The following is a 25,511-nucleotide window of genomic DNA, read 5'->3' as shown; positions in this document are numbered from 1 at the left end:
GGTCAGCCCTCCGTGATCGAGGACCGCGGGTCGACGGTCACCAGGATGAGATCGACGACGAGGTTCACGCCGAGGATGATGAGCGCGTAGACCACGACGAGCCCCTGCACGATCGGGTAGTCCTTCGCCCCGACCGCCGGGACCATGACCCCGCCCATTCCGGGGATCGCGAACACCGTCTCGATCAGCACGGTGCCGGCGATCATGCCGCTCAGCAGCAGCCCGCTCACCGTGAGCGAGGCGGTGATGATGTTCGGCAGCGCGTGGCGCAGGTAGACGAGCCGCCCCGGAAGACGCTTCGCCCGCGCGGTGGTCATGTAGGTCGCTCCCAGCACACCCGACATCTCGACCTGCACGATGCGGGCGAGGTAGGCGAGGGGCCCGAGGGCGAGCGCGAGCACCGGCAGCACGGCATCCTCGGGCTTCCCCCATCCGGCCGCGGGGAGCCATTTGAGCTGTACGGCGAAGAGGGCGATGAGCCCGACGGCGAGCAGGAAGCCGGGCACCGCGATGAGCATGCCCAACACGCCCGAGATGAGCGCGTCGGCGACCTTGCGACCCGGACGCTGCAGGGCGACGGCGGCGCCGATGCCGATCGGGACCGCGGCGACCAGGGCGAGCAGGAAGCTCAGCACCCCCAGGGTGACGGTCGCCGGAAAACGTTGACCGATGGTCTCGGAGACCGATCGGCCGGTGCGGATCGACTCCCCGAAGTCGCCGCGCAGCAGGTGCGCGACGTAGTCGAAGAACTGCTGCGGCAGCGGCTTGTCGAGACCGAGCTCGGCACGGGTGGCCGCGACCAGTTCGGGCGAGGCCTGGATGCCGAGGGCCGCCCGCACGGGATCGCCCGGCACGAGGTGGATGAGGAAGAACGACGCGACGACGACGACGGCGAGCGAGACGAGCAGTCGCCCCAGTCGTCGCACGAGGAACGCCGCGCGAGGAGAGAGCCGCGGACCGCGGCCGCGCCCCTCCGCCCGCACCGCCAGGGCGGCGGTGGGGGCGCCGGCCAGGTCGGCGACGACGGGCGGAGGGGTGGCGGTCATGGGATCAGCCCTGCATCCGGATCGAGGTGGGGTTGAGGAAGTTCGGCTGCTCGAACGTCGCGCCGCTCATGTAATTCGGCAGGATGTTGTCGATCACCGGGAAGGTGTCGAAGCGCTCGATGAGCTCCTTCTCGGCCTGCTGCCACAGTCCGCACGCGGCGTCGGGGGTGGCGGTCTTGGCCTGGGTGGCCAGGGCGTTGTACTCGGGGTTGTCGACGAACATGAAGTTCAAGCCACCCTGGTCGGGAGTCGCTCCGCCGAAGAAGAGGTCGAGCACGACGGGGCTTCCCGGCCCGATCTGCACCCACCCGGTGTCCCAGTCGAAGCTCGTGTAGAGCTGGTCGGACCAGGCCGCGGCGTCGTTGGCCGACAGCTCGGTGACCACGCCGAGCGAGTCCCACGTCTCTTTGACGAGTTCGGCGGCCGGAGCGTGCGAGGCGGTGGGGGCGTCGTAGATGAACTTCACGTTCAGCGGCTGTCCGTTCTTCTGACGGATGCCGTCGCTGCCGAGGGTCCAGCCGGCTTCGTCGAGCAGTTCGCCGGCGCGATCGAGGTCGGTGGCCGGCAGGCTCCAGCTGGGCGGGTCCTGCACGCACAGCAGCGGCGTCTTCATGACGAGCCCGCTGGAGGGCAGACCCGTGGCGCCGGCGATGACCGGGCCGACCTCGTCGCGATTGATCGCGGTCGAGAGGGCCTCGCGCACGAGCGGGTCGGAGAAGGGCCGGCCCTCGCGCTCGTTGAACAGGATCTGACCGACCGGGTTGCGCACGCCCGCGTAGGTGATGCCGGCGCCCTCGAGGCGGTCCTGGTCGGGGCCGGTGACCACGCCGGAGTTCAGCTCGCCCGAGAGCAGCAGGTTGGTCACGGTGCTCTGGTCGGACACGATGCGCGCCTCGATGGTCTCGGGCAGCCCCTCGGTCTCGTTCGTGACGCCGTAGGGGCCCCACGTGTAGCCGTCGCGCTGGGTGAAGACGTACGCGTCGCCGGCGCGCGCCTCGCTCAGCTGGAACATGCCCGTGCCGTTCGTGGTGTCCGACAGCGAAGCGACGTCGGCCAGACCGGCGTCGCACACCATCATGATCGTGCCGAGGTTGACGGCCAGGAACGGGTCGTTGACCGTGCTGGTCACGGTGACGACGTTGCCCTCGGCCGTGGCTGACACGGCCTCGGTGATGACGGTGCCGTACGAGAAGGTCGCGTTGGCGGGATCGGCGTTGTAGTTGAGGTTGTCGGCGACGGTCTGCGCGGTGAACTCCGAGCCGTCGGCGCAGGTGATGCCGTCCTTCAGCGTGAAGGTGGCCGAGGTGCCCTCGTCGGTCCAGCTCTCGGCGAGCCAGGGTTCGTACTCGCCGTCGGGGGTGACGTAGATGAGCGACTCGTAGGCGATGGTGACGACGTCGAAGGTGTCGGGCGAGACGGCCTTCATCGGGTCGAGGTCGCCCGGGTCGTCGCTGATCGCCTTGACGAACGTGCCGCCCGAGACGACCGAGCCCCCTCCCCCGGTGCTGTCGGAGGGCGCCGCGCACGACGCCAGTGTCAATGCGAGAAGGACGACCCCGGCCGCGGCCGGGACGAGAGTGCTGCGTTTCATTGCCATGCTCCTTGATTCGGGGGAAGCGACGGTGGTGCAGGGGTGGTGCAGGTGTCAGCGCGCGGGGATGGGTGCGGCGAGATGGCTCAGGGGGCCGGCGGCTTTGACCGAGACCTTGAGGGTGGGGCGGGTCGTGTACGACAGCGACGTCTCGAGGACGTCGACGATCTCGACCGCGAGGGGATCGGCCCCCGCCTGGATGGCCTTCGCGATCGCCGCTTCCGAGGCGGCCGCGATCGCGGCATCCCGGTCTTCGGCGTCGGAGATCTGGTCGGCGCGGCCCCCGGCGAGCGAGATGGCCGCTCCGACGGCGTTGGCGACGTCGGCCCGGTCGGGGCGGAGCACGTCACCGGCCCCCGGCAGATCGTCGGGAACGAGTTGGGCGCCGCCGCCGACGACGATCAGCGGCAGGTCGACGCGGCCGAGCGACAGCCGTTCGACGGCCTCCTCGATGCGTTCGTGCGCGTGGGCGAGGGCGCGGGCCAGCATGTCGCGGTGCCCCGCCGACAGCGGGGGGAGCGAACGACCCCGGATGCCGTGCCCCGCGGCCGCGGCGGCATCGGTGAGCGTCGGGGTGGAACCGCCGAACAGCAGTCCCTCTTCGGCGATGCGGTACCCCACCGATCCCGGGCCGACGGCACCGGTGCGGGGGTCGATGATCGTGCCCCCGCCGATGCCGAGGCTGAGGATGTCGGGCATGCGGAAGTTGGTGCGCACGCCGCCGATGTCGCGGGGCAGGGTCGATTCGCGGGGGAATCCGTCGACGAGCACGCCGAGGTCGCTCGTGGTGCCGCCGACGTCGACGACGATGGCGTTCTGGGCGCCCGAGAGGAAGGCGGCTCCGCGGAGGGAGTTCGCCGGCCCCGACCCGATGGTCAGCACCGGGTAGCGCACGGCGTAGTCGAGCGACATCAGTGTGCCGTCGTTCTGCGCGAAGAAGGTCGAGACGTCGAGACCCTCCTCGGCGACGACGTCGACGAGGGCGCGGGTCACCTCGCTCGCGACGCCGCGCAGGGCCGCGTTGAGCACCGTGGCGTTCTCGCGCTCGAGCAGCCCGTCGGGACCGATGTCCTGGCTGAGGAACACCGGCACGTTCTCGCCGATGTGGTCGTGCACGAGCTGCTCGACGTCGCGCTCCTGCTCGGGAGAGGAGGGGGCGAAGATCCCGCACACCGCCACGCTGTCGAACCGCCCGTCGAGGCCGTCGAGGAACCGCCGGATGCCGTCGCGATCGAGCGGTGAGATGGGCGTGCCGTCGACCATGTGCCCGCCGCCGAGCATGGCCGCCCCCGCCAGCACCTGGGTGCTGAGGTCGGTCGGCCAGCCCGTCAGCGGCGGCCACTCGGTGGCCGCGGGAGCCCCGAGCCGCACGAGCGCGACGCGGTCCAGGCCCCGGCGGGCGACGATCGCGTTGGTCGCGTGGGTGGTGCCGAGCATGACGCGCGACACTCGGTCGCGGTCCTCGGCGAGCTGCGCGAGCACGGCGGCGATACCGGCACGGATGCCGCCGATGACGTCGGCCGTGGTCGGCTGCTTCGTCCAGGCGATCACCGACCCCGTGGCATCCACGACGACCGCATCGGTGTTGGTGCCGCCGACGTCGACGCCGATGGACAGGTCGCGAACGGCGATCATCGCGCGTCCTTCCGCTCGAAGGGGACGTAGGGCAGGTCGTAGCCGAAGGCGCGGGGGCCGGCGATCTCGAGGCCGCGCTCGGTGCGCCACAGGGGGTCGCACGCCCAGGCCAGCACCGACACGCGCTGGCCGTAGCGCAGCATCTCGGTCGAGATGGCGTGACCGGTCTCGAGGTCGACGACGGTGATGAGGTCGGGCACGGTCGCCAGCACCTCGCCGTCTTCGAGTACCACGAGGTTCTCGTTGCGCAGCTCGACGCGCTGCAGGCGCCCGCGGTCGTCGCCGATCCCGGCGATCGTGATGGAGCCGCGCACGAACCCGCCCTCGGTGCGGCGCGAGACGTCGACGATCTTGCCCGAGATGAGCACGTCGGCATCGAGCTCGTCGGCGATGGCGGCCACCGGCTCGGCCGCCGACAGCAGCGCGCGTCCGACGCGGATGGCCGTGCTGATCGTGCCCGGGATGACCGCTCCGCGGGCCGTCTCGGCGGTGAGCAGGTAATGGGCGCCGAGGCAGATGCCCCCGGCGGCCACCGTGACGGCGCGGGCGTGCCGCTCGAGCCAGCCGAGGTCGACCGTGCGCAGGGTCACGACGTTGCCGACGACGTCGCTGAGCACCGCGAACTCGCACGGGACGCCGGCGACGTTGGTGGAGATCATGGTCGCCTCCGGGAACGCGCGGCCCATGCCGTCGGCATCCAGCAGGGCGACGCCCAGGCGAGCGGCCCATCCGGCGGGCGAGACGCCGTTGCTGCCCCCGATCTCGGCGGGCATGATCGCGGTGATCGTGCGCCCGGCGACGCGTTCGGCCTCGCGCAGCAGGGTCTCGACCTGCTGCACCGACGAGAGCATCTCGATGCCGACGGTCGGTGCGCCGATGCCGCTCATCATGATGACGGCGTCGTCGGGTCCGAGGTCGTCGAGGCTCAGCAGCCGCACCGGCCCGTGCTCGCGGATCGCGCGCTCGGTCGTCAGCTGCGAGGTGTAGACGGCGCCGCCGCCGCCCGTGCCGAAGATCGCCGCGCCCGCGGCGAGCGCGGCGATGTCGTCGGCCGTGACGTGCTCGGGGGCGCGGGCCGCGGTCGGCGTGACGGGAGACGGAAGTGCCATGACACGACACTAAGCACCGCCCCCGCGAGCGACAATGTGGTGAGCAGACAGGGAATCGGCGTACATTGTGCTGGTGGCACAGCTCACCACTTCCGACCTTCTCGCTCAGACCGAACGCCTGGGCATCGCGCACGCCGCCGGCCCCGAGGGCGGAGCGACGATCGAACGCGTCGACGTGTCGACCCTCGCCGATCTGCCCGGCCTGACCGCGGGCACCCTGGCCGTCGTGGCCGGCGAGGACCCGCCCGCGCCGTACCTCGTCGACGTGGCCCTGCGCCAGGCCAGCGCGCGCGGGCTGGCGGGCCTCGTCATGCCCGCGGGCTTCACGGCGACCGAGACCGCGACCGTGCTGGCGCTGCGCGGCGGCGTTCCCGTGCTCGTGTCGCTCGCGGCGCCCGCTCCCGATCTCGCCGTCGCGATCGACCGGGTGATCAGCGGGGGCGCGGCCGAGTCGATGACCCGCGCGGCCTTCGCGGTCGAGAAGGCGACGCAGGCCGCGGCTGCGGGCGAGGGAGACGCGGTGGCGGCGATCCTCGACGCCGCGGGCACCGCCCTGGGCGTGCGGGTGAGCCTGCGCGAAGACCTGGCGACCTCGTGGACCGACGCCGACGCCGTCTTCGCGGGCGAAGTGCCCATCGGCCGGCTGGTCGCCGAGACGTCGGATCCCGCCGCCACCGTCGCCCTGCCGGTCGTGGCCTCGCTCGTGTCGCGGGCCATGCAGCGGCACCTGCAGGACCGCTTCGCCCCGAACCAGTCGCGCGCCGACCTCATCGTCGAGCTGATCCTTGCCGAGGCCGGCCGCGTCGACGGGTTCGTCGCTCCGGCCGCACGCCTCGGTCTGCCCCTGCAGCTCTCGCACGCCGTGGCGTGGATGCGTCCGCAGCACCGCACCGACCCGGGGCTGCGCGCCCCGCGCTTCGTCGAGGCCGCGCTCGAGCTGTTCACCCTGCAGCTCATCGAGGACCGCCCCGAGCTGTGGCACATCGCCTTCCTGCAGGACGACGTCCTCGTCGTCAGCAGCGAGGACCACGGCGCGGGCGACCACCAGCGGCGCCTGCGCGACGTCGTGTCGCGCGTGCAGGCCCAGGCGCGCCGTCTCATCGGCGACGACTGGACGTACACGGTCGGTCTCGGCACCCCGCAGACCGGAGCCGCGGGTCTGCGGCAATCGGCTGCCGAGGCGCGCGTCGCCGCCGACTCCGCCATCGCCGGTGGTCGACTGGATGCCATCGAACTCACCGACGTGACCGGGCTCCGACGTCTGCTGCTCGACTTCTACGCCTCGCCGGTGAGCCGCAATCTGCTCGACGACATCCTCCACCCGCTCGACGTGCTGGGGCCCGAGAAGGCGACGACGGCCGTGCGCACGCTGCTGTCGTACCTCGGCCACCGTCATTCGCTCGCGCAGGCCGGGCGCGAGCTGAACCTGCACCCCAATGCGGTCGGCTACCGCATCCGACGCGCGCGCGAGCTGCTCGGGGTCGACCTCGACGACCCCGACACCCGCTTCGCGGTCGAGCTGGCCTGCCGCGTGCGCCTGCTGGGCTCGGGGCGCTGAGGAGGGCGTCGGGGCCTGATGGCGGCGCCGGCGTGGGGCGGTGGCCCTCGAGCGCCCGGGCACTCGCCCCCGGGCGCTCGCTGTGCCGACGGCACACTTCGACCCGGTGATCCTGTGCCCGGGCGACGATGAGGTTCGAGGGACCCCGGGGTAGCGTCGATGACATGCTCTCCACCGATTTCCGCGCGCTCGGGCTCGAGGACATCCGCGGCACGCTGGGCGAGCCGGAGGGTCCCTCGCTGCAGAAGATCACCGACCACCTCGATGAGAACTGCCTGCGCTTCCTGGCCCACTCGCCGTTCGCCACCCTCGCCACCGCCGATCGCGACGGAACGTGCGACTGCTCGCCGCGCGGCGACTACCCCGGTTTCGTGCGGGCGATCGACGACCGCACCGTCGTCCTTCCCGACCGCCTCGGCAACAAGATCGCCGACTCGATGCGCAACATCGTCGACAACGGCCACGCCGCCCTGCTGTGCTTCGTGCCGGGAATGAGCGAGACGCTGCGGATCAACGGCACCGCGTTCGTCACCGACGACCCCACCCTGCTGCGCTCCCTCGAGCAGGACCACACCGTGCCCGACCTCGCGATCGTGCTGCGCATCGAGCAGGTGTACCTTCACTGCGGGCGCGCTCTGCTGCGCGGCGGGATCTGGGACGCCGACATGCAGGACCTGGCCACGCAGGTGCCGACCTCGGGCCAGATCTGGGCGAGCACGTCGGGATGGGATGCCGCGGTCGGCGACGTCATCGACGAGGCGATGTCCGGCGCCTACCGGGCGCTGTACTGAGGTGCGCAGCCGCGAGGGACTGATGCCCCTGGTGGTCCGCGAGATCATCCGCCAGACGCCCGACATCGTGAGCATCCGCCTGCAGAACGTCGATGGATCCCCCCTCCCCGCCTGGAACCCCGGCGCCCATATCGACCTGCAGCTGATCACACGCCACGAGCGGCAGTACTCGCTGTGCGGTGACCCCGCCGACACCGCGTCGTACCGCATCGCCGTGCGCCGCGAGGAACTGTCGCGCGGCGGCTCGCACTACATCCACGCGTTCCTGCGCGAGGGCAGCACCGTCTGGGTCCGCCCGCCCCGCAATCTGTTCGAGCTCGGCGAGGCCCCCGCGTACCTGCTGCTGGCCGCCGGGATCGGGGTCACGCCGATCCTGTCGATGGCCCGTCACCTCGCCGCCGTCGACGCCGACTGGAGGATGATCGTCGTCGCCCGGGAGCGCAACGGCGTCGCCTTCGCCGACGAGATCGCCGCCCTCGGTGATCGCGCCACCGTCCACGTCAGCCGCGAGCGGGGGCGTCTCGACCTCGACGCGGTCGTCGGCGGGATCGCCCCCGGCACCGACGTCTACGCGTGCGGGCCGGCGTCGTTCGTCGACGCGCTCTGGGCGCTGAGCCCGACACTGCCCGAGGGGTCCGGCATCCATCTCGAGCGTTTCGAGCCCCGGAAGCGGGAGTTCGGGCCGAACGAGGCCTTCACCGCCACCGCCGCCCGGTCCGGTGTGACCGTCGAGGTGCCCGCGACCCGGTCGCTGCTCGAGTCGCTCCAGGGCGCCGGGGTGCCGATGAACGGCTCCTGCCTGCGCGGGGTCTGCGGCTCGTGCGCCGTGCCCGTGCTGGATGGGGCGGTGGACCACCGCGATTCGCTGACGGTCGACGACGACTCCCGCATCATCTACCCGTGCGTCTCGCGCGCTCGTGCGGGAGAGACGCTCGTCCTGAACGCCTGAACGCTCCGCGCGGGCGGGAACGCGTCGACCGGGCGCGGGGATCGCGCTCGCGCACGCGCCGAGGCGCGACGCACCGGATCGCCGAGCGTCCGCACGCGACGGCCCCGCGCGACGACTGGCCCGTCGCCCGGTCACACCGCCCGGTGTGTGAACCGCCCGCCGAGAAGGGTCGCCGCCACGGTCATCTCGCGCAGGTCGTCGCGGTCGCACGCGAAGGGGTCGCGTTCGAGCACCACGAGGTCGGCCGGCTGCCCGACGGCGAGGGTGCTGCGGCTGCTCGCCGCCAGCGCGACGTCGAGCGGAAGGCGTTGTTCCGGATGCCAGGCCTCGCGGTCGCCGCGGCTGCGCGAGGTCGCCGACGCGATCGCGTGCCACGGGTCGAGCGGGGCGACGGGGGCGTCGGAGCCGAGGCGCAGGGCCGCGCCCGACCGATGCAGAGAGCCGAACGCGAAGGCCCGGTCGGTGCGTCCCGACCAGTGCAGGTCGGCGATGTCGCGGTCGTCCATCGCGTGCTCGGGCTGCACGCTGGCGATGAGGCCCGCCCGGCGGAATCGGGCGAAATCGCCGTCACTGACGAGTTGCGCGTGCTCGATGATGCCGGGCATGCCGAGGGTCTCGAACACACCGATCACCTCGGCGTTCGCGCGGTCGCCGATGGCATGCACGGCGGGGAGGATGCCGCCCTGCTTCGCGCGTCGGAGCAGTCGGTGCAGCTCGTCGACCGAGACGCTCTGCACGCCGCACGCGTGGGCGTGCAGGGGGTCGGCACCGGGGTACGGGTCCCAGCACCACGCCGTGCGCGTGTTGAGCGAGCCGTCGACGACGACCTTCAGCCGGCCCATGGTGACGAGTCCGTCGGCGTCGAGCGGGTCGCCCGTCCGCAGGCCCGCGGCGATGGCCTCCTCGAGTCGGTCGGGCCACACCGAGGCGTCAACCCGCAGCGCACGCACGCCCGCGGCGACCCGCTCGGGCCACTCGAGGAAGTTCGGGACGTTCTCGTAGTCGACGATGCCGACCACACCGCGCCGAGCCGCGGCGTCGGCGACCTCGCCGTATGCCTCGACCGGAATGGATGCCGCCTGCTGGAACCGCTGCAGGGCGGCGATCCACTCGAACTCGGCGACGACGCCGCTGGCGTCGGGGCGGAGGCCGAGGCGTTCGGCCCCGCGGGAGTTCATCCACCCGGCGTGCAGGTCGCCGCTGACGAGCACCACCGGAACGTCGGGGAAGGCATCGTCGAGGACGCGGAGCGTGGTCGGGGTAGTCCACAACCCGTCGCGGTAGCCGTAGCCGACGAGGACGCCGTCGGTGCGCGGCGCCCCGGCGACGAGCGCCCGACGCACGGCATCCACGACCTCGTCGGGGCTGTGCGTGCCGGCGACGTCGACGCGGCGGCTCGAGATGACCCACTGCGAAAAGTGCACGTGGGCGTCCCAGAGGCCGGGACCGATCGCGCGGCCGTCGAGCTCGACGACCTCGCCCTCGGCCGGCGCGGCACCGGCCGGGACGATCGAGGCGATGAGGCCGTCGCGCACGACGACGTCGACGGGCTCGCCGCCGTACGGCCGGCCCGAGCGCAGGGTGAGCGCGCTCACAGAGCGGGCACCGGGGCGCCGACGAGGCCGAAGAGGTCCTTCGGATCGTCGGGGGCGGCCACGAGGTCGATCTCGAGCGCCAGTTCGGTGCCCGCGACGCTGTCGCGCAGGAACCGCAGCGCCGAGAAGTCCTCGATCGCGAAGCCGACCGAGTCGAAGACGGTCACCTGGTCGTCGGAGGTGCGCCCCGGCGCGCGGTCGGTGAGCACCTCCCAGAACTCCGTCACCGGGAAGTCGGCGGCGACCCGCTGGATCTCGCCCTCGATCCGGGTCTGCGGGGCGTACTCCACGAACACCGGTCCGCGCGACAGGATCGCGGGGTCGAGCTCGGTCTTGCCGGGGCAGTCGCCACCGATGGCGTTGATGTGCATTCCGGCTGCCACGTCGGCATCGCTGAGCACCGTCGCCGCCGCCTTGTCGGCGGTGCAGGTCGTGACGATGTCGGCGCCGCGCGCGGCCTCGGCCGCCGAGTCGCACACCTCGATGTCGAAGCCGAGCGGGGTGAGGTTGCGCACGAGCTTGGCGGTGGCCGCGGGATCGACGTCGAACACGCGCAGACGATCCACGCCCAGCACACCGCGGAACGCGAGGGCCTGGAACTCCGCCTGACTCCCCGCGCCGATCATCGCCATCGTGCGCGCGTCGGGGCGGGCCAGTCGACGCGCCACCATGGCCGAGGTCGCGGCGGTGCGCAACGCCGTGAGCAGCGTCATCTCCGACAGGAACACCGGGTAACCGTTGTGCACGTCGGCGAGCACGCCGAACGCGGTGACGGTCTGGTATCCGCGGCCGGGGTTGAAGGGATGCCCGTTCACGTACTTGAAGGCGTACGTGTCGGGATCGCTGATGGGCATGAGCTCGATGACCCCGAACGGGGTGTGGCTGGCCATGCGCTCGACCTTGTCGAACGACGACCAGCGACGGTAGTCGGCCTCGAGGTACGCGATCATGTCGGTCATGAGCCGCTCGGCTCCGTTCGTCGCGACCCAGCGCACCATGGCATCCACGCCTACGAATCCGGTCATCGTTCTTCTCGTTCCTCTCGTTGGCGGATGGCATCCATCCGACCGGCCAGGGCCGGGTTCTCATAGGGGCCGGGAGCGCGCAGCGCCGCGACGATGCGGTCGACGACGGCAGCGGGCTTGTCCTGGCTGAGCTTCTGCTTCGCCTCGAACCGTGCGACGGGCAGGCGGAACCCGACCGTCCCGTGCACGATCCGCTCGGCGTACGCGGTGTTCTCGAGGCTCCGGTGCATCAGGAAGGGGTTCGGCAACGGTGCCTCGAAGTGCGTGACGAGCCGGTCGAGCACCGCGAGGTTCTCGTCGTCGCTCAGCAGCTCGGGCGTGCCGTACAGGTGCGCCACGACGAAGTTCCACGTCGGCACGGCCGGCGACACGTCGTACCAGCCGGGCGAGACGTAGCCGCTCGGCCCCGACACCACCACCATCACCTCGTGCGCGCCGAGCTCGTGCAGCGCCTCGTCGGGGCGCCCCACGTGGCTCACGATCGAGAACCCGTCGCCCGCGTCGTCGACGAGCACCGGATAGTGGGATGCCACGAGCCCCCGCCCGGGCACATGACTCACCAGCGGGGCCCAGGGGTTCTCGCGCACCAGCTCGCGCACCGCGTCGAGGTCGGTCAGGGCGTAGTCGGGGGCGTGTCTCACGGCGTCTCCTCCGGGGCGGCGATCGGCGGGGCGGCGGTCGGCGCGGTCGTCGACCGGGCGGTCGTCGGCGGACCGAAGATCAGCACGAGCTCGGCCGGGGCGTCCGAGGCATTGCGCACGCCGTGCATCATGCCCGCCGGGGCATACGCGCCGTCTCCCGCCCTGAGCACCCGGTCGACCCCGTCGGCGGTGAAGACGATCTCGCCCGCGGTGACGACGTACATCTCGTCGCTGCTGTCGGCCGAGCAGCTGTCGGCGGCGCCGGTGAGGTGGCGGTGCTCGCCCTCCGAGGCACCGGGGGCCAGGTGGTAGAGCATCACCTGGGCGCCGAGGGCCGTGGCATCCGGGAAGTACCACTCGATGCCCACGCGCCCCTCCCCCTCGTAGAGGGTCCAATCGTGGTGGCCGTCTCCGCGGCGCTGAATCTGCACGGGGGTCCTCACATCGCCGGGGCGACGGTCGCGTCGACCGCGAACGCCGACAGGTCGTCGGTGGTGTCGCCGCCCATCGCGAGCTCGGCCAGCGCCAGACCGATCGCCGGAGTGAACTTGAACGCGTGGCCGGCGCCCAGCGCCACGATGATGTCGGGCCGCTCGACGAGGGGGCCGATGACGAAGCGACGGTCGGGGGTCAGCGCGTACTGGCAGGTGACGGTGCGCAGCACCGGGCCGCTCGCGGGGATCGTCGCCGAGAGGAACGCCGCCAGCTCGGCCGTGCGCTCCTCCGACGGGACGAACGTGCGCTCCGCCGGTGACATGTGCACCTCCGACACGTCGCGCGCCGCCTTGATGGTGGGCTCGCCGTAGGTCGGGAAGCCGTAGAAGCACTGCTCGTCCTCCCAGATCCAGACGGGGAACCGGTCGCGCTCGAACGCCTCGGGCTCGGACGGGGCGAAGTAGCTCACCTGCTCCTGCATGACCTCGAGCGGAATCCGGATGCCGAGCGGCTCGAGCAGCGTGTTCGTCCACGCGTCGGCGGCCACGACGACGCGGCGAGCGCGCACCTCGCCGGACGAGGTGGAGACGATCACGCCGTCGCCGTCGGGGATGAGGCGGTCGACTCGCGTGCGGTCCCGCAGGTCGGCTCCCCGCACCCGAGCGTGCATCTGCAGCGTCGCGACCGTGCGGGCGGCGTGGGCGATTCCCGAGTCGGGCGTGTAGACGGTGGTGACACCGGCGGGCACCGAGAACTGCGGCCACCGCTCGTGCACCTCGTCGGGGCCGAGCAGGTCGAACGGCACGTCGTTGTCGGTCAGGCTCCGCGCGAAGTCGGCGGCGTCGTACGGGCCGCCGTCGGGGATGAACACGACGCCGCCGGTGATGCTCAGCAGTCGCTCCCCCGTGGCCGCCTCGAGCGCCGCCCACTCGCGGTACGCCGCCTGCGCGAAGCGCACGTACGCGGCCGAGCCGTACGAGGTGCGCACGATGCGCGAGGTGTCGTGCGAGGCGCCGCGCACGTGCCCGAGCTCGAACTGCTCGAAGGCGACCGTGTGCGCGCCCCGGTCGGCCAGGTGGTACGCGGCGGCGCTGCCGAGGGCTCCGAGACCGACGACGGCGACGTCGAACTGCTCCATGGCGGGTCCTTTCGAGGGGCCGGTCGGGTGCCCGGCGAATGTCAGCCATTATTCGAACCCCGCGCGGCGGGGCTGTTACGGTCGCCGTGAGATGCAAAACGCCACGGTCGAGATTGCGATCGCGGGGGGAGGGATGCCATGAGCGCGAGGATCGAGCACGCGATCGCCGCCCTGCGTGCGGTCGCAGCACGCCCCGACCCCACCCGGCCGCTTCCGCTGTCGTCGATCGCCCGCGGCGCACGGGCGAGCCTCAGCACCGTGTCGAGGCTGTGCGCCGAGCTCGCCGACATCGGCCTGCTCGCCCGGGCCGACGACTACGGCAGCTACCGCGTCGGATCCCGCGCCCTCGCCCTGTCGGGTCGGGCGTCCGCGGCGCTCGCCCCGGTCGTGCGGTTTGAGCTGCACCGCATCGCGCAGGAGACCACCGAGACGGTCGTCCTCGCGGCCCCCGAGACGGGCGGGGCACGCGTGCTCGCGACCGTCGGTTCGGGGTGGACCCTGCACGTGCCCGTGACCCTCGGCGAACTCGTCACCGACGAGCGTCGCGCCCTCGTGCGGGCCTCGCGCGGTGGCGATGGCCTCGTCGAGTCGCAGCTCGGCCGAGCGGTCGAGATCGCCGTCCGGCTCACGGCACCCGACGGGCGCACGGTGGCCGCCCTGGCGGTGAGCCTCCCGGTCTATCGCGCCGCCCGCGCCCGCCCCCGCGTGCGCCGCGTCCTCGCCGATGCGCGGCGCGCGTTCGAGCAGGCCCTGGCCGAGGCGCACGTCGGGCCCGGCCGCGGGGACGCCGCCGCCGTCGAGCCGACCCGCGCGCTCGAGGCGGCGACGCGCGTGCTCGAACACCTCGCCGACGGCCCCGACTCGGTGGCGGGCATCGCGCCCGCCGCGCGACTCCGCCCCGATCGCGCGCGTCGAATGGTCGACGCCCTCGTGCGCACGGGAGCGGTCGCGCACGACGCCGAATCCGACCGCCTGCATCTCGACCTCGCCCTGCACGCCTGGTATCGCGCAGCGACCGAGCCCCTCCTCGCGCGCACCGGCCCCGCCCGTGCCGCCGCGACCGCGGCCCGCGCCGAGGCCTGCGTCTTCGTCACCGCGCTCAAGGGCATGCGCAGTTTCACCCTGGTCGAGCACATCGAACCCCTCGCCGAGGGCCTGATCATGGCGCCCTGGCTGGGCCGCCCGCATCCGCTCGTCGGCTCCGACGGAGGACCCACCCTCGCGATGGACTTCACCCTCGATCAGCTGGGCGCGCTCTTCCCCCGCCGGCACGGGGCCGCCGAGTACGCCCAGTTCACCGGACGCGTCGAGCGCGTGCGCGCCGACGGGGTGCTGACCATGGAATCCATCGACGAGTTCGGCATCACCTCGATCTCCGCCCCCGTGCGCGACGCCGCGGGCCAAGTCGCCGCCGCCGCCTGCATCGTCGGCGCGACCGAGAACGTCAAACCGCGCCTCGCCGGCCTCGAGGCCGCGGCCCGCGCCCTCGCCGCGGAGCTCTCCGCCGACCTGCACGCCCCGGGCTCGGCATCCATTCCCGCCCTCGCCCCGATGGGCGTTGCGCCCATACCGCCGCGTCGCTGACGCGGCTATCGTCGCTCGCACCCCGAACGAAGGACCCCGGATGCCGTTCACCCCCGACCCCGCGATCTTCTACGACACCGCCGGTGACGCCGACGACCCGACGGTGGTGTTGATCGCCGGCGGCGGCGCGCAGCTCATCGCCTGGCACGTCGACCTGGTCGCCCGACTGGTCGAGCGGGGTCTGCACGTCGTGCGCATGGACAACCGCGACGTGGGGCTCTCGGCCCGTTTCGGCGGACCCGACGACATCGACGGCGGGTACGGCCTCGAAGAGATGGGCGACGACGTCGTACGCGTACTCGACGATCTCGGCCTCGACGCGGCGCACCTCGTGGGGCATTCGATGGGCGGGATGATGGCGCAGATGGCCGCGATCCGGCATCCCGACAGGGTCCGGAGCCTGGGTCTGCTGTCGACCATCCCGGGGCGCGATGTCCGCTACGTGCTCCACGACGAGAGGCCCGAGCTCATGCGGGCTCCGCTGCGGTACTCGCGCGCCGAGATCACCGCCGGGGCCGCCGCCTTCGCCTCCGCGACCGCGGGCGGGCGCTACCCGCTCGACGTCGAATGGAACGCGTGGGCGGCGGGCGAGGCATTCGACCGCGGGTACTTCCCCGAGGGCTTCTCGCGGCAGTGGTCGGCGTTGCTGCGCGCGCCCGAACGGCTCGAGGCCCTGCGCGCCCTCGACGTTCCCGCCCTGGTCTTCCACGGCCGCGACGACGACGTTCTGCACTGGAACGCGGCGATCGACATGGCCGCGGCGCTCCGCGGCGCCGAGCTGCAGGTGCACCCCGGCATGGGGCACTTCATCGCCCCCGAGCTCTGGCCCGAGCTGGTCGGCGGGATCGTCCGCGCCGTCACCGCCGGCGAGTCCCGCGCGTAGCCGTCGCTGCCGCGGCCCGCGCACGTCGAACCGTGCGACCGCCGGGGCGGGTCAGTGGGCGGCGTCGGCGGGGGCGTCGCGCTTCACCAGGCGCGTGACCCCGGTCATGACGCCGACGATGATGAGCCCCAGGATCAGGCCGAGCACCGCCGACATCGCGGTCTCGACGATCCAGACGATCACGGGGCCGGCGGCCTCGATCGCGTGGGTCACGAGGTGCACGACCTCGTACGGTCCTGCCCACAGCGTCTCGGAGAGGTTCTGCAGCACCAGGTGCCCACCGACCCACAGCATCGCGACGGTGCCGATGACGCTGATCACGCGGAACACCGCGGGCATGGATGCCACGATCCGCACGCCGAAGCGACGCACCCCGCGTGATGCGCTCTTCATCAACCGCAGGCCGATGTCGTCGACCTTCACCAGCAGGGCGACCGCGCCGTAGACGACCACCGTCATGGCCAGGCCGATCACGAGCAGGGCGCCCAGCGTCATCCAGATGCCGAAGCCGGGGTCGAGGCTCGACAGCGCGATCAGCATGATCTCGGTGCTGAGGATGAGGTCGGTGCGCACCGCACCCAGAACGAGCTTCTTCTCGTCGCGGGGACCGTCGTCGTCGTGCGCGCCGTGATGCACGCCGAACCACTCGAGCACCTTCTCAGCGCCCTCGAAGCACAGGAACCCGCCACCGATGATGAGCAGGTAGGGAAGCACCCACGGCGCGAACGCGGTGAGCAGCAGCGCGATCGGAATGATGATCACGTACTTGTTGATGATGCTGCCGAGCGCGATCTTCCACACCACGGGCAGTTCGCGCGCGGGGGTGAGCCCCTGTACGTACTGCGGCGTGACGGCGGCGTCGTCGATGACGACTCCCGCGGTCTTCGCGCTGGCGCGCATGGCGGCACTGAGGATGTCATCGACGACGGCGAGCAGACCGACCGACATGTGCGTTTCTCCCGGGGGTACGAGGGTGCGGGCGCGAACGGCCCACAGCCCCGAGGTTAGCGGGCGCGAGACGGTCCCCCGCCGTGTGGCCGGTTCGCGAACGTCCGCGGCCGCGCGTCGAGACCGGCCGTGCGCACGGATTCGCCGCGGGCCCGACCTGCCGCGACACCCGGCATCGCGACCCTGTCGGCCGCGGGCGGCCCTGGCTAGGGTGGGCAGACGCGTCGAGCAGGGGGTCCCATGTCGTTCATCACCCGCGGTTTCTCGGGCCGGCGCCGCGAGCGCGATCCTCGACTGCCCCCGGGGCAGACGCTCGTGGCCGACTGGCCCGTGCTCTCGGCGGGGCCCACGCCGACCGTCGCCGACGACGCGTGGGAGTTCGCGATCGGCACCGAGAACGGCGTGCACCGCTGGAACCGGGCCGAGCTCGAAGCCCTCGGGGTCGAAGACGTCACCGTCGACATCCACTGCGTCACGCACTGGACGAAGCTCGACATGGCGTGGCGGGGCGTCTCGCTCGACCGCGTCTTCGCCGAGGTCGAGACCGCGCACCGCTTCGCGATGGTGCACTCGTTCGGCGGGTACACCACCAATGTGGCGCTCGACGATCTGCTCGGCGGAAAGAGCTGGATCGCGTTCGAGGCCGAGGGCGCACCCCTCACCGCCGAGCACGGCGGCCCCGCCCGGCTGCTCGTGCCGCACCTGTACTTCTGGAAGAGCGCGAAGTGGGTGCAGGGCCTGGTCACCATGCCCCGCGACTCGCCGGGCTTCTGGGAGCAGAACGGCTACCACCCGCACGGCGATCCCTGGCGCGAGGAACGGTACGAGTGACCCGCCGCCCCGCCTGGCACGCCGCGACCGTCGTCGAGAGTCGACCCGAGACGACCACGGCCCGCCGCCTCGAACTCGAGGTGCCCACGTGGCCGGGCAACGACGCGGGGGCGCACGTCGATGTGCGCCTCACCGCACCCGACGGCTACCAGGCGTCGCGCTCCTACTCGCTCGCCTCGTCGGGCGACGGCACGCGCGTGACGCTCGCCGTCGATGAGATCCCCGACGGCGAGGTGTCGCCCTTCCTCGTGCACGATCTGCGCGTCGGCGACCGCATCGAGTTGCACGGCCCGCTGGGGGCGTTCTTCGTGTGGCGCCCCTCCGACGACCCGGCCCCCGTGCAGCTGATCGCAGGCGGGTCGGGGGTGGTGCCGCTGTACGCGATGGCCGCGGCGCACGCGTGGAGCGGCGAAGCCACCCCGCTACGCCTGCTGTACTCGGTGCGTTCGCCGGGCGACGTGTTCTTCCGCCCTGAGCTCGAGGCGCTCGCCGATCGCGGTCTGCCCCTCGACCTGATCTACACGCGCACCGCCCCGCCGGGAGTCTCGGCACCGCCGGGGCGTCTCACCGCCGAGGGGCTGCGACGAGCCGTCCTCCCCGCCGCCCAGCGGCCCCGGGTCTACGTCTGCGGGCCCACGCCGTTCGTCGAGGCCGTCGCCGGCTGGCTCGTCGACGACGGTCACGACCCCGCGGCGGTGCGCACCGAGAGGTTCGGGGGCGCCTGACGGCCGCTCTCCGCGACGACGCCGGGAATGCGAAAAGCCCCGGCGGACCGGGGCTTTTTCGGCGGAGACGGAGGGATTTGAACCCTCGGTCCCCTTACGGGGACTCCACCTTAGCAGGGTGGTGCACTAGGCCTGACTATGCGACGTCTCCAGGTGATCGACGCCTTTCGGCACGAACACACCGGTCCATACTAACCGGTCGCCGCCCGGCATCCGAACCACGATCCGGATGCCGGGCGGCAGGGGTCAGCGCACGTTGCCGTTCGAGCAGGTGGCCTGCGCCGCGGTCTGCCCGGCGATGCCCGAGGGCAGCACGATCGCCTCCGACGTCGGCGCCGGCGCCGGGGTCGGCTCGGTCCCGTCGGTGGGCGCGGGGGCTGCGGTCTCGGTCGGAGCCGGAGCGCCGTTCTCGTCGACCACCACCCCGTCGCCGTCGCTGAGGTTGCCCGAGAGCTGCAGCGGCTGGTTCGCCGCGAGCGCAGCCCACAGCGTGTCGGCGTCTTCACGGTCGGGGACCACGCGGTTCGCGTTGGACGGGTCGGTGTAGGTGGGGTACTGCACGAAGACGATCTCGTTGAACGGCACGTCCTTCACGGCCGAGGCGATCTGCACCAGCGTGAGGGGGTTGGTCAGCGAGGTCGACGGGTCGACGTTGCGCAGCGCGGTCGAGGCGAGCTTGTACAGCGTCGCCGGGTTCGACAGCACCTCCTGGCTCTTCAGCTTGTTGGCGAGGCGCGACATGTACTGCTGCTGGTTCGAGATGCGTCCGAGGTCGCCGCCGTCGCCGACACCGTGGCGGGTGCGCAGGAACTGCAGCGCGTCGAGTCCGACGACCGTGCGCGTTCCGGCGGGCCAGTCGATGCCGGTGTAGGGGTCTTTGATGCCGTTCGCGATGCAGACGTCGACGCCGCCGATCGCGTCGGTGATGTTGATGACGCCGCCGAAGCTGACCTTCGCAGCGAACGGGATCTCGAGGCCGCTGAGCTGCGAGATCGTCTCGACGACGCACGAGAGCCCGCCGTACGAGAACGCGCTGTTGATCGGCTGCTTGCTCATGGCCGAGTTCTCGTAGCCGTCTTTGTCGGTGCACGCCGGGATCGGCACCATCAGGTCGCGCGGGAACGAGATGACGGTCACGCGACGAGGGGCGTCGGAGATGTGCACCAGCATGTTGACGTCGTTGAGGCTGCCCTCGGAGTCGTCGCCGGTGCACCGGTCTCCGAAGAGCTGGGCGAACTCGGGCTCGCACTCATCGGTGCCGATGAGCAGCATGTTCACCCCGCCCTTCAACTCCCCGATGTCCGGCGGGACGGCCGGCTGGTTCTTCAGCTCGACCGCATCGGCGGTGAAGCTGCGGGTCAGGTCGATCGCGGCGTAGGCCAGAACGGCACCGCCCGACACCAGCAGCACGGCGAGCACGATGGCGAGGCCGCGGAACAGTTGCGCCAGCGGCCCCGGCGACGTCAGCCGGCCGTGGCGCGCGATGGTCTTCTGACCGCGCGGTGTGGTCTTGCTCACTCGGGTCCTCTCGAACGGATGCCACCGGCCCGGCAGCACGTCGACTCCGCCGCAGGGCAGGAGGTCGCAGTAATACTAGGGACGCGCGGCTGAGAATGCCGTGACTGTCGGGAGGCGCGAGGCACATCACCCGCGATAGGCGTCACGGCGGTGCGCGATCGACACGATCTCGATCACCAACTTCTGGTCGACGATCCGGTAGAGGACTCGATACTCGCCGCGGCGAGCGGAGTACAGCGGCGCGAGCGGCTCTCGCAGCGGCTTGCCCACTCGCCGCGGATTCTCGCGCAAAGCGCCCGCGATGAACTCGAATGCCGCAGCGGCGACCTTTTCGGGAAGGTCGCGTTCGAGCGCGCGCCGGGCGGCCCGCGTGAAGACGATGTCGTACTCGGGGTTCACGAAGACAGGCGTCCGCGCCGGATCATCGCCGCCCGAACGTCTTCGAGAGAAGACGTCTCTCCGGAGGCGAGATCGGCCAGCCCCTCACGCACCGCTGCAACCTCATCCGGGCGGCTGAGAATGTCGACCGTCTCGAGGAGAGCGTCGTAGTCATCAGCGCTGAGCAGCACTGCGACACGGTCACCGTTCCGGGTGACGTCGAAGCGCTCGTGCGTCGTGACGGCCGACTCGACCAGCTTCGAGAGGTTCGCCCGGGCGTCGGCGAGAGAGAGGGTTGTCATGTACAGAATTGTAGCGTTCGACACGACGGATCCGCGAGATCTCACCCAGGCCTGCTACGACTGAGAACATGGACAGAGCTGAGCGACCGATACGCCGACAGTATCCGCCCTTCGGCGAAGTTCCCGCGGCCGTCTCTGGGGCATCCGAGCTGCGTCTGGAGGTCGAGGGCGCGACTGCGTCCCTGACGGGGTTCGCCTGCTCTGCCTTCGGCTTGTCGGCAACATTGCGCACGGCCGCACGGGTACCGGACGGTGTCACCACCGTCTACGCCTTTGCCGAACATCGGCGGGTAGAGGGTGCGGTGGACGTGTGGGTCACTCCTTCGGACTCTGCCGGCGAACGGGGCGCGAGGACGTATGCCCACCTGCGCGGGGGTGGGGGAGGAACCAACGGCACGGTCCACTCCGCATCCTTTGACATCTGGTTCCCCATCGACGTAGCTGCTCTGAGCGGTGACCTGACGATCGAGATGGTGTGGCCAGCGCACGATGCGACGGTTCGGACTCGCATCGCCGGCTCATCGTTACGGCAGGCCGCTGACCGAGCGGACGTGCGCTTCGTCAGCATCTGAGGAGGGGCGGGCGACCCGCCGCTTCAGGTCGACCCGTTCACGAGCACGCCCCCGAGCGAGTCATGCCCGTCCCCGCGTGGGAAATCCTCCCTAGCGGCGGCGAACTCACCTGCCGTTCTCCTCAACTTCCGCGAACGAAGCACGGGGACGAAAGAACCCCGCCCAAACTTTCGTTCGGGCGGGGTTCGAGTAAGCACCATCTGGCGGAGGGTGTGGGATTCGAACCCACGGGACATCTCTGCCCACTGGTTTTCAAGACCAGGTCCATCGGCCGCTCGGACAACCCTCCCGGTCGTTCGAGTCTATCGAGCGTGTGAACCTGCGCGTACGTCCGGTCGTCACTCGGCCTCGGACGCGACCGTGGTACGCGCGGCCCGTCGCGCTGTCCACCAGGCCCCCGCGAAGCAGCCGAGTGCGATCAGCCAGAACGCCCGCGCGGACCACAGGGCGGGTTCCGACTCCACGCGCACCCCGTCGGTCGCTCCGAGGATCGCGAGCACCGTGCGCACTCCTCCGGCCCGCCCGCGCACGCCGACCGGGTCGACGGCGGTCGCGCTCAGCATTATCGCGACATCGAGCGCCAGCGCCCCGAGCGGCACGAGGAACCACGCGGCAGCCGGCCGTTCACCTCGCAGGACCCGCCCCACGGCGGTCACGAGCAGCGCTACAGGGAGCACGACGAAGAACCACGCGACGGCGCCGAGCAGCAGCCCGATCACCACCAGGAACAGGGTGGCGCCGAGGCCCCCCACCACGCCCTCGAAGTATTCGGGATCGCGCAGGATGCCGGGGACCGACAACGCCAGGATGCCGACGGGCAGCACGCCCAGTGTCCACCAGAGGAATGACCGGCGAAGGCGGGTCTTCGCCTGCACGGCAGGGAACACCATCTGGATCGTCAGCGCCGACACGGCGAGGGGCACCCCACCGGCGCCGATGATCGACGCCGCACCGTCGTTGGCGCTCGGGTCGAAGAACAGCAGCAGAACCGCCGCCACGACGAGCCCCGCCAGCACGATCACCGCCACGGGGAGCGCCACGCTGACGTCCACCCGCGAAGAACCCGGAGTCTCGCGCGGAGGGCGGTTCCGTCGTGCGCGCGATGCCATGGTGACGATTATCGACGGCGCGAGCCGTCGCCGCACCGGCGTTGCGCCCGCCCGCGTCCATCCCCCGCCGACCGCGGCGAACGCTGGATATCGTCGACCGCATGGCGATGACGATCCGCGGGTCCCTGGCATCCTTCTTCCTCCGTCTCGGGCGGCAGGTCTGGGTGCGCGCGGCGATCTTCACGCTGACCGCCGTCGTCGTCGCCCTCGCCGCGAACGTCCTCGGCCCGCTGCTGCCCTTCGAGTTCGGCATCGACCTCGCGCAGAACTCGGTCGGATCGCTGCTGCAGATCATCGCCACGGCGATGCTCACCGTCAGCACCTTTTCGGTGACGGCGATGGTCACCGCGTTCTCGTCGGCCACGACCACGGCGACGCCCCGCTCGACGCCCCTGCTCATCGCCGACCCGACGTCGCAGAACGCCGTCTCGACATTCATCGGGGCGTTCACCTTCTCGCTCGTGGGCATCGTCGCCCTGTCGACCGGGTACTACCTGCCGCAGGGGCGCACGATCCTCTTCGTCGCCACGCTCGTCGTCATCGGCATCGTCGTGTTCACCCTGCGACGCCTTCCGTCCGCTGGCGCGCGACGGCGCGGCCGACGTCGAGGTGCAGGTGCGCCTGCAGAAGTGCCTCGCCTCGCTCGCGGCATCCGCTCCCGCGCGCGCCGGAGTGTTCCGCGATGCCGCCCGCGCGGCGTTCGCTCGCAGCCGGCGCGATCTCGACCCGGCCGACACGCGGATGCTGCGCGCGGCCGTGCGGGAGGCGTGGGGGCGCTGAGCCTCGGGGCGTGGAGCGACCGGACCCGTCGACGGGCTCGGGAACCTCCGAGGCGGGATCTAGAGCGCGCGGAGGATCGCGGCGACGCCGCCCTCGCTCACCGACAGGCCCACCTCACCGGCCGCGGCGTGCACCTCGGGCGGCCCCTGGTGCATCGCGATCGCCCGGCCGCCGTTGCGCACGGCCCACTGCATCATCTCGATGTCGTTGCGTCCGTCGCCCATGACGAGGACCCGTCCGGCCGCGATGTCGAGCCACCCGCGCACCAACTCGAGGGCGGTGGACTTGTCGACGCCCTGCGGCGCGATGTCGAGCCACGCCGTCCAGCCGATCGCGTACGAGACCTGGGTGAGGCCGATGCGTTCGACGAGTTCGAGGAAGTCCTGATCGGTCTGCTCGGGGGCGACGACGACGACGCGGCACACGGGCTGGTTCGACAGCTCGGCGAAACTCACCTTGTTGGCGCCCTGCAGGTTCCAGTCGTCGAGGTAGTCGGTGAACAGCCGCGAGCCGTCGGGGAGTTCGACCAAGAAGTGGGCGCCCGAGAGGTGCTCGCCCAAAAGCGTGAGCACCTGGGTCGGGTCGAACGTCTCGACGTGCGCGCGTTCGTACACCGCGGCGTTGCCGTCGCCGACGCGTCGCATGACGATGGCGCCGTTCGAGCACACCGCGTACTCGGGCTGGATGCCGAGGCGCTCCATGATCGGGTGGGTGCTGTCCCAGCTGCGCCCGGTGGCGAGCATGACCTCGTGGCCCGCCGCGTGCGCTCCGGCTACGGCCTCGACCACGCCGGGGCTGAGGGTGTCGTCTTCGAGCAGCACGGTGCCGTCGATGTCGAGGGCGATGAGCATGCGCCCGACGGGTGCATCGTCGGCGATGCGCTCGACGACGTCGACCGCCTCGTGCTGCGCGGCGATCTCGACGTCACCGGTCTCGGGCAGGGCGGCCTCGCGACTCACGCGACCGGCTCCATGACCTCGAGCCCGCCGAGATACGGGCGCAGGACCTCGGGGACCGTGACCGATCCGTCGGCCCGCTGATGGGTCTCGAGCAGGGCGACGATCCAGCGGGTGGTCGCGAGCGTGCCGTTCAACGTCGCCACGGGCTGCGTCTTGCCCCCGCCCTCGGGCCGGAAGCGGGTCTCGAGACGGCGGGCCTGGTACGTGGTGCAGTTCGACGTGCTCGTCAGCTCGCGGTAGGAGTCCTGCGTGGGGACCCAGGCCTCGATGTCGAACTTGCGCGCGGCGCTGGAGCCGAGGTCACCCGCGGCCACGTCGATGACGCGGTACGAGAGGCCGAGGTCCTGCAGCATGCCCTCCTGCATCGCGACGAGGCGGTCGTGCTCGGCCTCGGAGTCGGCGGGGTCGGTGTAGACGAACATCTCGAGCTTGTTGAACTGGTGCACGCGGATGATGCCGCGGGTGTCCTTGCCGTACGAACCCGCCTCGCTGCGGTAGCAGGTGGACCAGCCCGCGTAGCGCTTGGCGCCCCGCTCGAGGTCGAGGATCTCGTCCATGTGGTACCCGGCGAGGGGGACCTCGCTCGTGCCGACGAGGTAGAGGTCTTCTTTGGGCAGGTGGTACACCTCGTCGGCGTGCTGGCCCAGGAACCCCGTGCCGCGCATGACCTCGGGGCGCACGAGCGTCGGCGGGATCATCGGGGTGAAGCCCGCCTGCAGCGCCCGGTCGAGGGCGAGGGTCATGAGCGCCAGCTCGAGACGCGCGCCGATGCCGGTGAGGAAGTAGAAGCGACTGCCCGACACCTTGGTGCCGCGCTCCATGTCGATCGCACCGAGCTTCTCGCCGAGCGCGAGGTGGTCGAGCGGTTCGAAGTCGTACGTGGGGATCTCGCCGTGGGTGCGCAGGGTGACGAAGTTCTCTTCGCCGCCGGCGGGCACCCCGTCGAGCACGATGTTCTCGATGCGGGCGAGGGCCGCGTCGGCGGCCGCCTCGGCTTCGCCCACCGCGTGCTGCGCCGCCTTGACCTGCTCGCTGAGTTGCTTCGCCTCAGCCACCAAGGCGGCCTTCTCGTCTTTCGGCGCCTGCGCGACGCGCTTGCCGTGCGCGTTCTGCGCGGCGCGCAGTTCTTCGAAGGCGGTGATGGCGGCGCGGCGGTCGCGGTCGGCGGCGAGGGCGTCGTCCACCGAATCCGGCGACTCCCCGCGGGCGATCTGGGAGCGCTTCACGAGCTCGGGATCTTCACGCAGCAGAGTCAGGTCGATCACGCGTCCATCCTATGGTCGGCATCCCCCGGGGATCCGCCCCGACCTCGACCGTGAACGGCAGGCGGTCGGCCGCGGAACGACGTGTGCACGCCCCGTGACGCATGGGCCATCGGCATCCCCCCGTCAAGCCCGGTCCCGCTGCCG

At 71.5% G+C, this 25,511-nt stretch carries 24 protein-coding genes, 2 tRNA genes and 1 pseudogene; 9 read left to right on the top strand and 18 right to left on the bottom strand.

Going from position 1 to position 25,511, the window contains the following annotated elements:
- Nucleotides 1-2 precede the first annotated feature (2 nt).
- From ASF96_RS15290 to ASF96_RS15275, 4 genes are read right to left on the bottom strand one after another with little or no spacing between them, the layout of a single operon-like run.
- A complete protein-coding gene (locus tag ASF96_RS15290; RefSeq protein ID WP_082509749.1) occupies nucleotides 3-1,046 on the bottom strand; it encodes an ABC transporter permease in 1,044 nt (347 codons plus the stop codon).
- 4 nt (nucleotides 1,047-1,050) lie between these two features.
- A complete protein-coding gene (locus tag ASF96_RS15285; protein WP_055940602.1) occupies nucleotides 1,051-2,637 on the bottom strand; it encodes an ABC transporter substrate-binding protein in 1,587 nt (528 codons plus the stop codon).
- A 54-nt stretch (nucleotides 2,638-2,691) separates the two neighbouring features.
- Nucleotides 2,692-4,272, bottom strand: a complete 1,581-nt coding sequence (locus ASF96_RS15280) for a hydantoinase/oxoprolinase family protein (RefSeq protein WP_055832998.1) — start codon at nucleotides 4,270-4,272, stop codon at nucleotides 2,692-2,694.
- Nucleotides 4,269-5,381, bottom strand: a complete 1,113-nt coding sequence (locus ASF96_RS15275) for a DUF917 domain-containing protein (protein WP_055832995.1) — start codon at nucleotides 5,379-5,381, stop codon at nucleotides 4,269-4,271. The genes ASF96_RS15280 and ASF96_RS15275 overlap by 4 nt, the downstream gene beginning before the upstream one ends.
- Before the next feature lie 73 nt (nucleotides 5,382-5,454).
- On the opposite strand from ASF96_RS15275, the gene ASF96_RS15270 reads away from it, so the two are divergent.
- From ASF96_RS15270 to ASF96_RS15260, 3 genes are all read left to right on the top strand, one after another.
- Nucleotides 5,455-6,939, top strand: coding sequence for a PucR family transcriptional regulator (locus ASF96_RS15270; RefSeq protein ID WP_055940689.1), 1,485 nt, complete (start codon nucleotides 5,455-5,457; stop codon nucleotides 6,937-6,939).
- A gap of 164 nt (nucleotides 6,940-7,103) precedes the next feature.
- Nucleotides 7,104-7,730, top strand: coding sequence for an MSMEG_1061 family FMN-dependent PPOX-type flavoprotein (locus ASF96_RS15265; RefSeq protein ID WP_156458899.1), 627 nt, complete (start codon nucleotides 7,104-7,106; stop codon nucleotides 7,728-7,730).
- A gap of 22 nt (nucleotides 7,731-7,752) precedes the next feature.
- Entirely contained in the window at nucleotides 7,753-8,679 is a 927-nt protein-coding gene (locus ASF96_RS15260; RefSeq protein ID WP_055940686.1) for a PDR/VanB family oxidoreductase, read from the top strand.
- A gap of 131 nt (nucleotides 8,680-8,810) precedes the next feature.
- Here ASF96_RS15260 and ASF96_RS15255 read toward each other — a convergent pair whose 3' ends face one another.
- Genes ASF96_RS15255 through solA form a run of 5 tightly spaced genes read right to left on the bottom strand, consistent with a single transcriptional unit; the run spans nucleotide 8,811 to nucleotide 13,513 of the window.
- Nucleotides 8,811-10,274 (bottom strand): amidohydrolase, encoded by a 1,464-nt coding sequence (locus ASF96_RS15255; RefSeq protein WP_055940598.1) that lies wholly within the window; start codon nucleotides 10,272-10,274, stop codon nucleotides 8,811-8,813.
- The gene (locus tag ASF96_RS15250) at nucleotides 10,271-11,299 is read right to left on the bottom strand and encodes an ornithine cyclodeaminase (RefSeq protein ID WP_055940596.1); all 1,029 of its coding nucleotides are present in this window, start codon (nucleotides 11,297-11,299) and stop codon (nucleotides 10,271-10,273) included. Before ASF96_RS15250 ends, ASF96_RS15255 begins: the two co-directional genes overlap by 4 nt.
- A complete protein-coding gene (locus tag ASF96_RS15245; RefSeq protein ID WP_055940593.1) occupies nucleotides 11,296-11,940 on the bottom strand; it encodes an FMN-binding negative transcriptional regulator in 645 nt (214 codons plus the stop codon). Before ASF96_RS15245 ends, ASF96_RS15250 begins: the two co-directional genes overlap by 4 nt.
- Nucleotides 11,937-12,371: a cupin domain-containing protein gene (locus tag ASF96_RS15240; protein ID WP_055940590.1), complete on the bottom strand. Its 435-nt coding sequence runs from the start codon at nucleotides 12,369-12,371 to the stop codon at nucleotides 11,937-11,939. Before ASF96_RS15240 ends, ASF96_RS15245 begins: the two co-directional genes overlap by 4 nt.
- An 8-nt stretch (nucleotides 12,372-12,379) precedes the next feature.
- Complete coding sequence (gene solA / locus ASF96_RS15235; RefSeq protein WP_055940586.1) at nucleotides 12,380-13,513, bottom strand: N-methyl-L-tryptophan oxidase; 1,134 nt, start codon at nucleotides 13,511-13,513, stop codon at nucleotides 12,380-12,382.
- A 138-nt stretch (nucleotides 13,514-13,651) separates the two neighbouring features.
- On the opposite strand from solA, the gene ASF96_RS15230 reads away from it, so the two are divergent.
- Nucleotides 13,652-15,097, top strand: a complete 1,446-nt coding sequence (locus tag ASF96_RS15230; RefSeq protein WP_055940583.1) for an IclR family transcriptional regulator domain-containing protein — start codon at nucleotides 13,652-13,654, stop codon at nucleotides 15,095-15,097.
- Nucleotides 15,098-15,137: 40 nt separating this feature from the next.
- Nucleotides 15,138-15,980: an alpha/beta fold hydrolase gene (locus ASF96_RS15225; protein WP_055940582.1), complete on the top strand. Its 843-nt coding sequence runs from the start codon at nucleotides 15,138-15,140 to the stop codon at nucleotides 15,978-15,980.
- Nucleotides 15,981-16,031: 51 nt separating this feature from the next.
- On the opposite strand, the gene ASF96_RS15220 is transcribed toward ASF96_RS15225, so the two are convergent.
- Nucleotides 16,032-16,928 carry a DUF808 domain-containing protein gene (locus ASF96_RS15220; RefSeq protein ID WP_055940579.1) on the bottom strand — a complete coding sequence of 299 codons (897 nt, stop codon included), beginning with the start codon at nucleotides 16,926-16,928 and terminating at the stop codon, nucleotides 16,032-16,034.
- A 240-nt stretch (nucleotides 16,929-17,168) separates the two neighbouring features.
- Here ASF96_RS15220 and ASF96_RS15215 point away from each other — a divergent pair, with 240 nt between their 5' ends.
- Both ASF96_RS15215 and ASF96_RS15210 read left to right on the top strand, forming a co-directional pair.
- Nucleotides 17,169-17,759, top strand: a complete 591-nt coding sequence (locus tag ASF96_RS15215) for a molybdopterin-dependent oxidoreductase (protein ID WP_055940576.1) — start codon at nucleotides 17,169-17,171, stop codon at nucleotides 17,757-17,759.
- Entirely contained in the window at nucleotides 17,756-18,484 is a 729-nt protein-coding gene (locus ASF96_RS15210; RefSeq protein ID WP_156458898.1) for an FAD-binding oxidoreductase, read from the top strand. Before ASF96_RS15215 ends, ASF96_RS15210 begins: the two co-directional genes overlap by 4 nt.
- Nucleotides 18,485-18,546: 62 nt before the next feature.
- On the opposite strand, the gene ASF96_RS15205 is transcribed toward ASF96_RS15210, so the two are convergent.
- From ASF96_RS15205 to ASF96_RS15180, 6 genes are all read right to left on the bottom strand, one after another.
- Nucleotides 18,547-18,635: transfer RNA gene (locus ASF96_RS15205), tRNA-Ser, on the bottom strand.
- A gap of 95 nt (nucleotides 18,636-18,730) precedes the next feature.
- Nucleotides 18,731-20,002, bottom strand: coding sequence for an LCP family protein (locus ASF96_RS15200; protein ID WP_055940573.1), 1,272 nt, complete (start codon nucleotides 20,000-20,002; stop codon nucleotides 18,731-18,733).
- Between the two features lie 126 nt (nucleotides 20,003-20,128).
- Nucleotides 20,129-20,401, bottom strand: a complete 273-nt coding sequence (locus ASF96_RS15195) for a type II toxin-antitoxin system RelE family toxin (protein ID WP_055940570.1) — start codon at nucleotides 20,399-20,401, stop codon at nucleotides 20,129-20,131.
- Nucleotides 20,398-20,682 carry a type II toxin-antitoxin system Phd/YefM family antitoxin gene (locus ASF96_RS15190; protein WP_082509747.1) on the bottom strand — a complete coding sequence of 95 codons (285 nt, stop codon included), beginning with the start codon at nucleotides 20,680-20,682 and terminating at the stop codon, nucleotides 20,398-20,400. Before ASF96_RS15190 ends, ASF96_RS15195 begins: the two co-directional genes overlap by 4 nt.
- Nucleotides 20,683-21,455: 773 nt before the next feature.
- Nucleotides 21,456-21,543 (bottom strand) — tRNA-Ser (locus ASF96_RS15185).
- 49 nt (nucleotides 21,544-21,592) lie between these two features.
- Nucleotides 21,593-22,363 (bottom strand): hypothetical protein, encoded by a 771-nt coding sequence (locus tag ASF96_RS15180; RefSeq protein ID WP_235560628.1) that lies wholly within the window; start codon nucleotides 22,361-22,363, stop codon nucleotides 21,593-21,595.
- A 101-nt stretch (nucleotides 22,364-22,464) separates the two neighbouring features.
- Here ASF96_RS15180 and ASF96_RS17660 point away from each other — a divergent pair.
- Nucleotides 22,465-22,914, top strand: a pseudogene (locus ASF96_RS17660) (DUF2254 family protein); the annotation flags it as partial.
- Nucleotides 22,915-22,978: 64 nt separating this feature from the next.
- A complete protein-coding gene (locus ASF96_RS17085) occupies nucleotides 22,979-23,143 on the top strand; it encodes a hypothetical protein (protein WP_156458896.1) in 165 nt (54 codons plus the stop codon).
- 59 nt (nucleotides 23,144-23,202) lie between these two features.
- On the opposite strand, the gene ASF96_RS15175 is transcribed toward ASF96_RS17085, so the two are convergent.
- Both ASF96_RS15175 and serS read right to left on the bottom strand, forming a co-directional pair.
- On the bottom strand, nucleotides 23,203-24,102 hold the full coding sequence (locus tag ASF96_RS15175) for an HAD family hydrolase (RefSeq protein ID WP_082509745.1): 900 nt from the start codon (nucleotides 24,100-24,102) through the stop codon (nucleotides 23,203-23,205).
- Nucleotides 24,099-25,367 (bottom strand): serine--tRNA ligase, encoded by a 1,269-nt coding sequence (gene serS, locus ASF96_RS15170; protein WP_055832944.1) that lies wholly within the window; start codon nucleotides 25,365-25,367, stop codon nucleotides 24,099-24,101. Before serS ends, ASF96_RS15175 begins: the two co-directional genes overlap by 4 nt.
- Between the last annotated feature and the right edge of the window lie 144 nt (nucleotides 25,368-25,511).

The sequence above is a fragment of the Microbacterium sp. Leaf179 genome (genome assembly GCF_001423785.1).
GTDB lineage: Bacteria > Actinomycetota > Actinomycetes > Actinomycetales > Microbacteriaceae > Microbacterium.
Note: the sequence above shows the minus strand (reverse complement) of the source record. Positions and strands in the feature narration are given on the sequence as shown.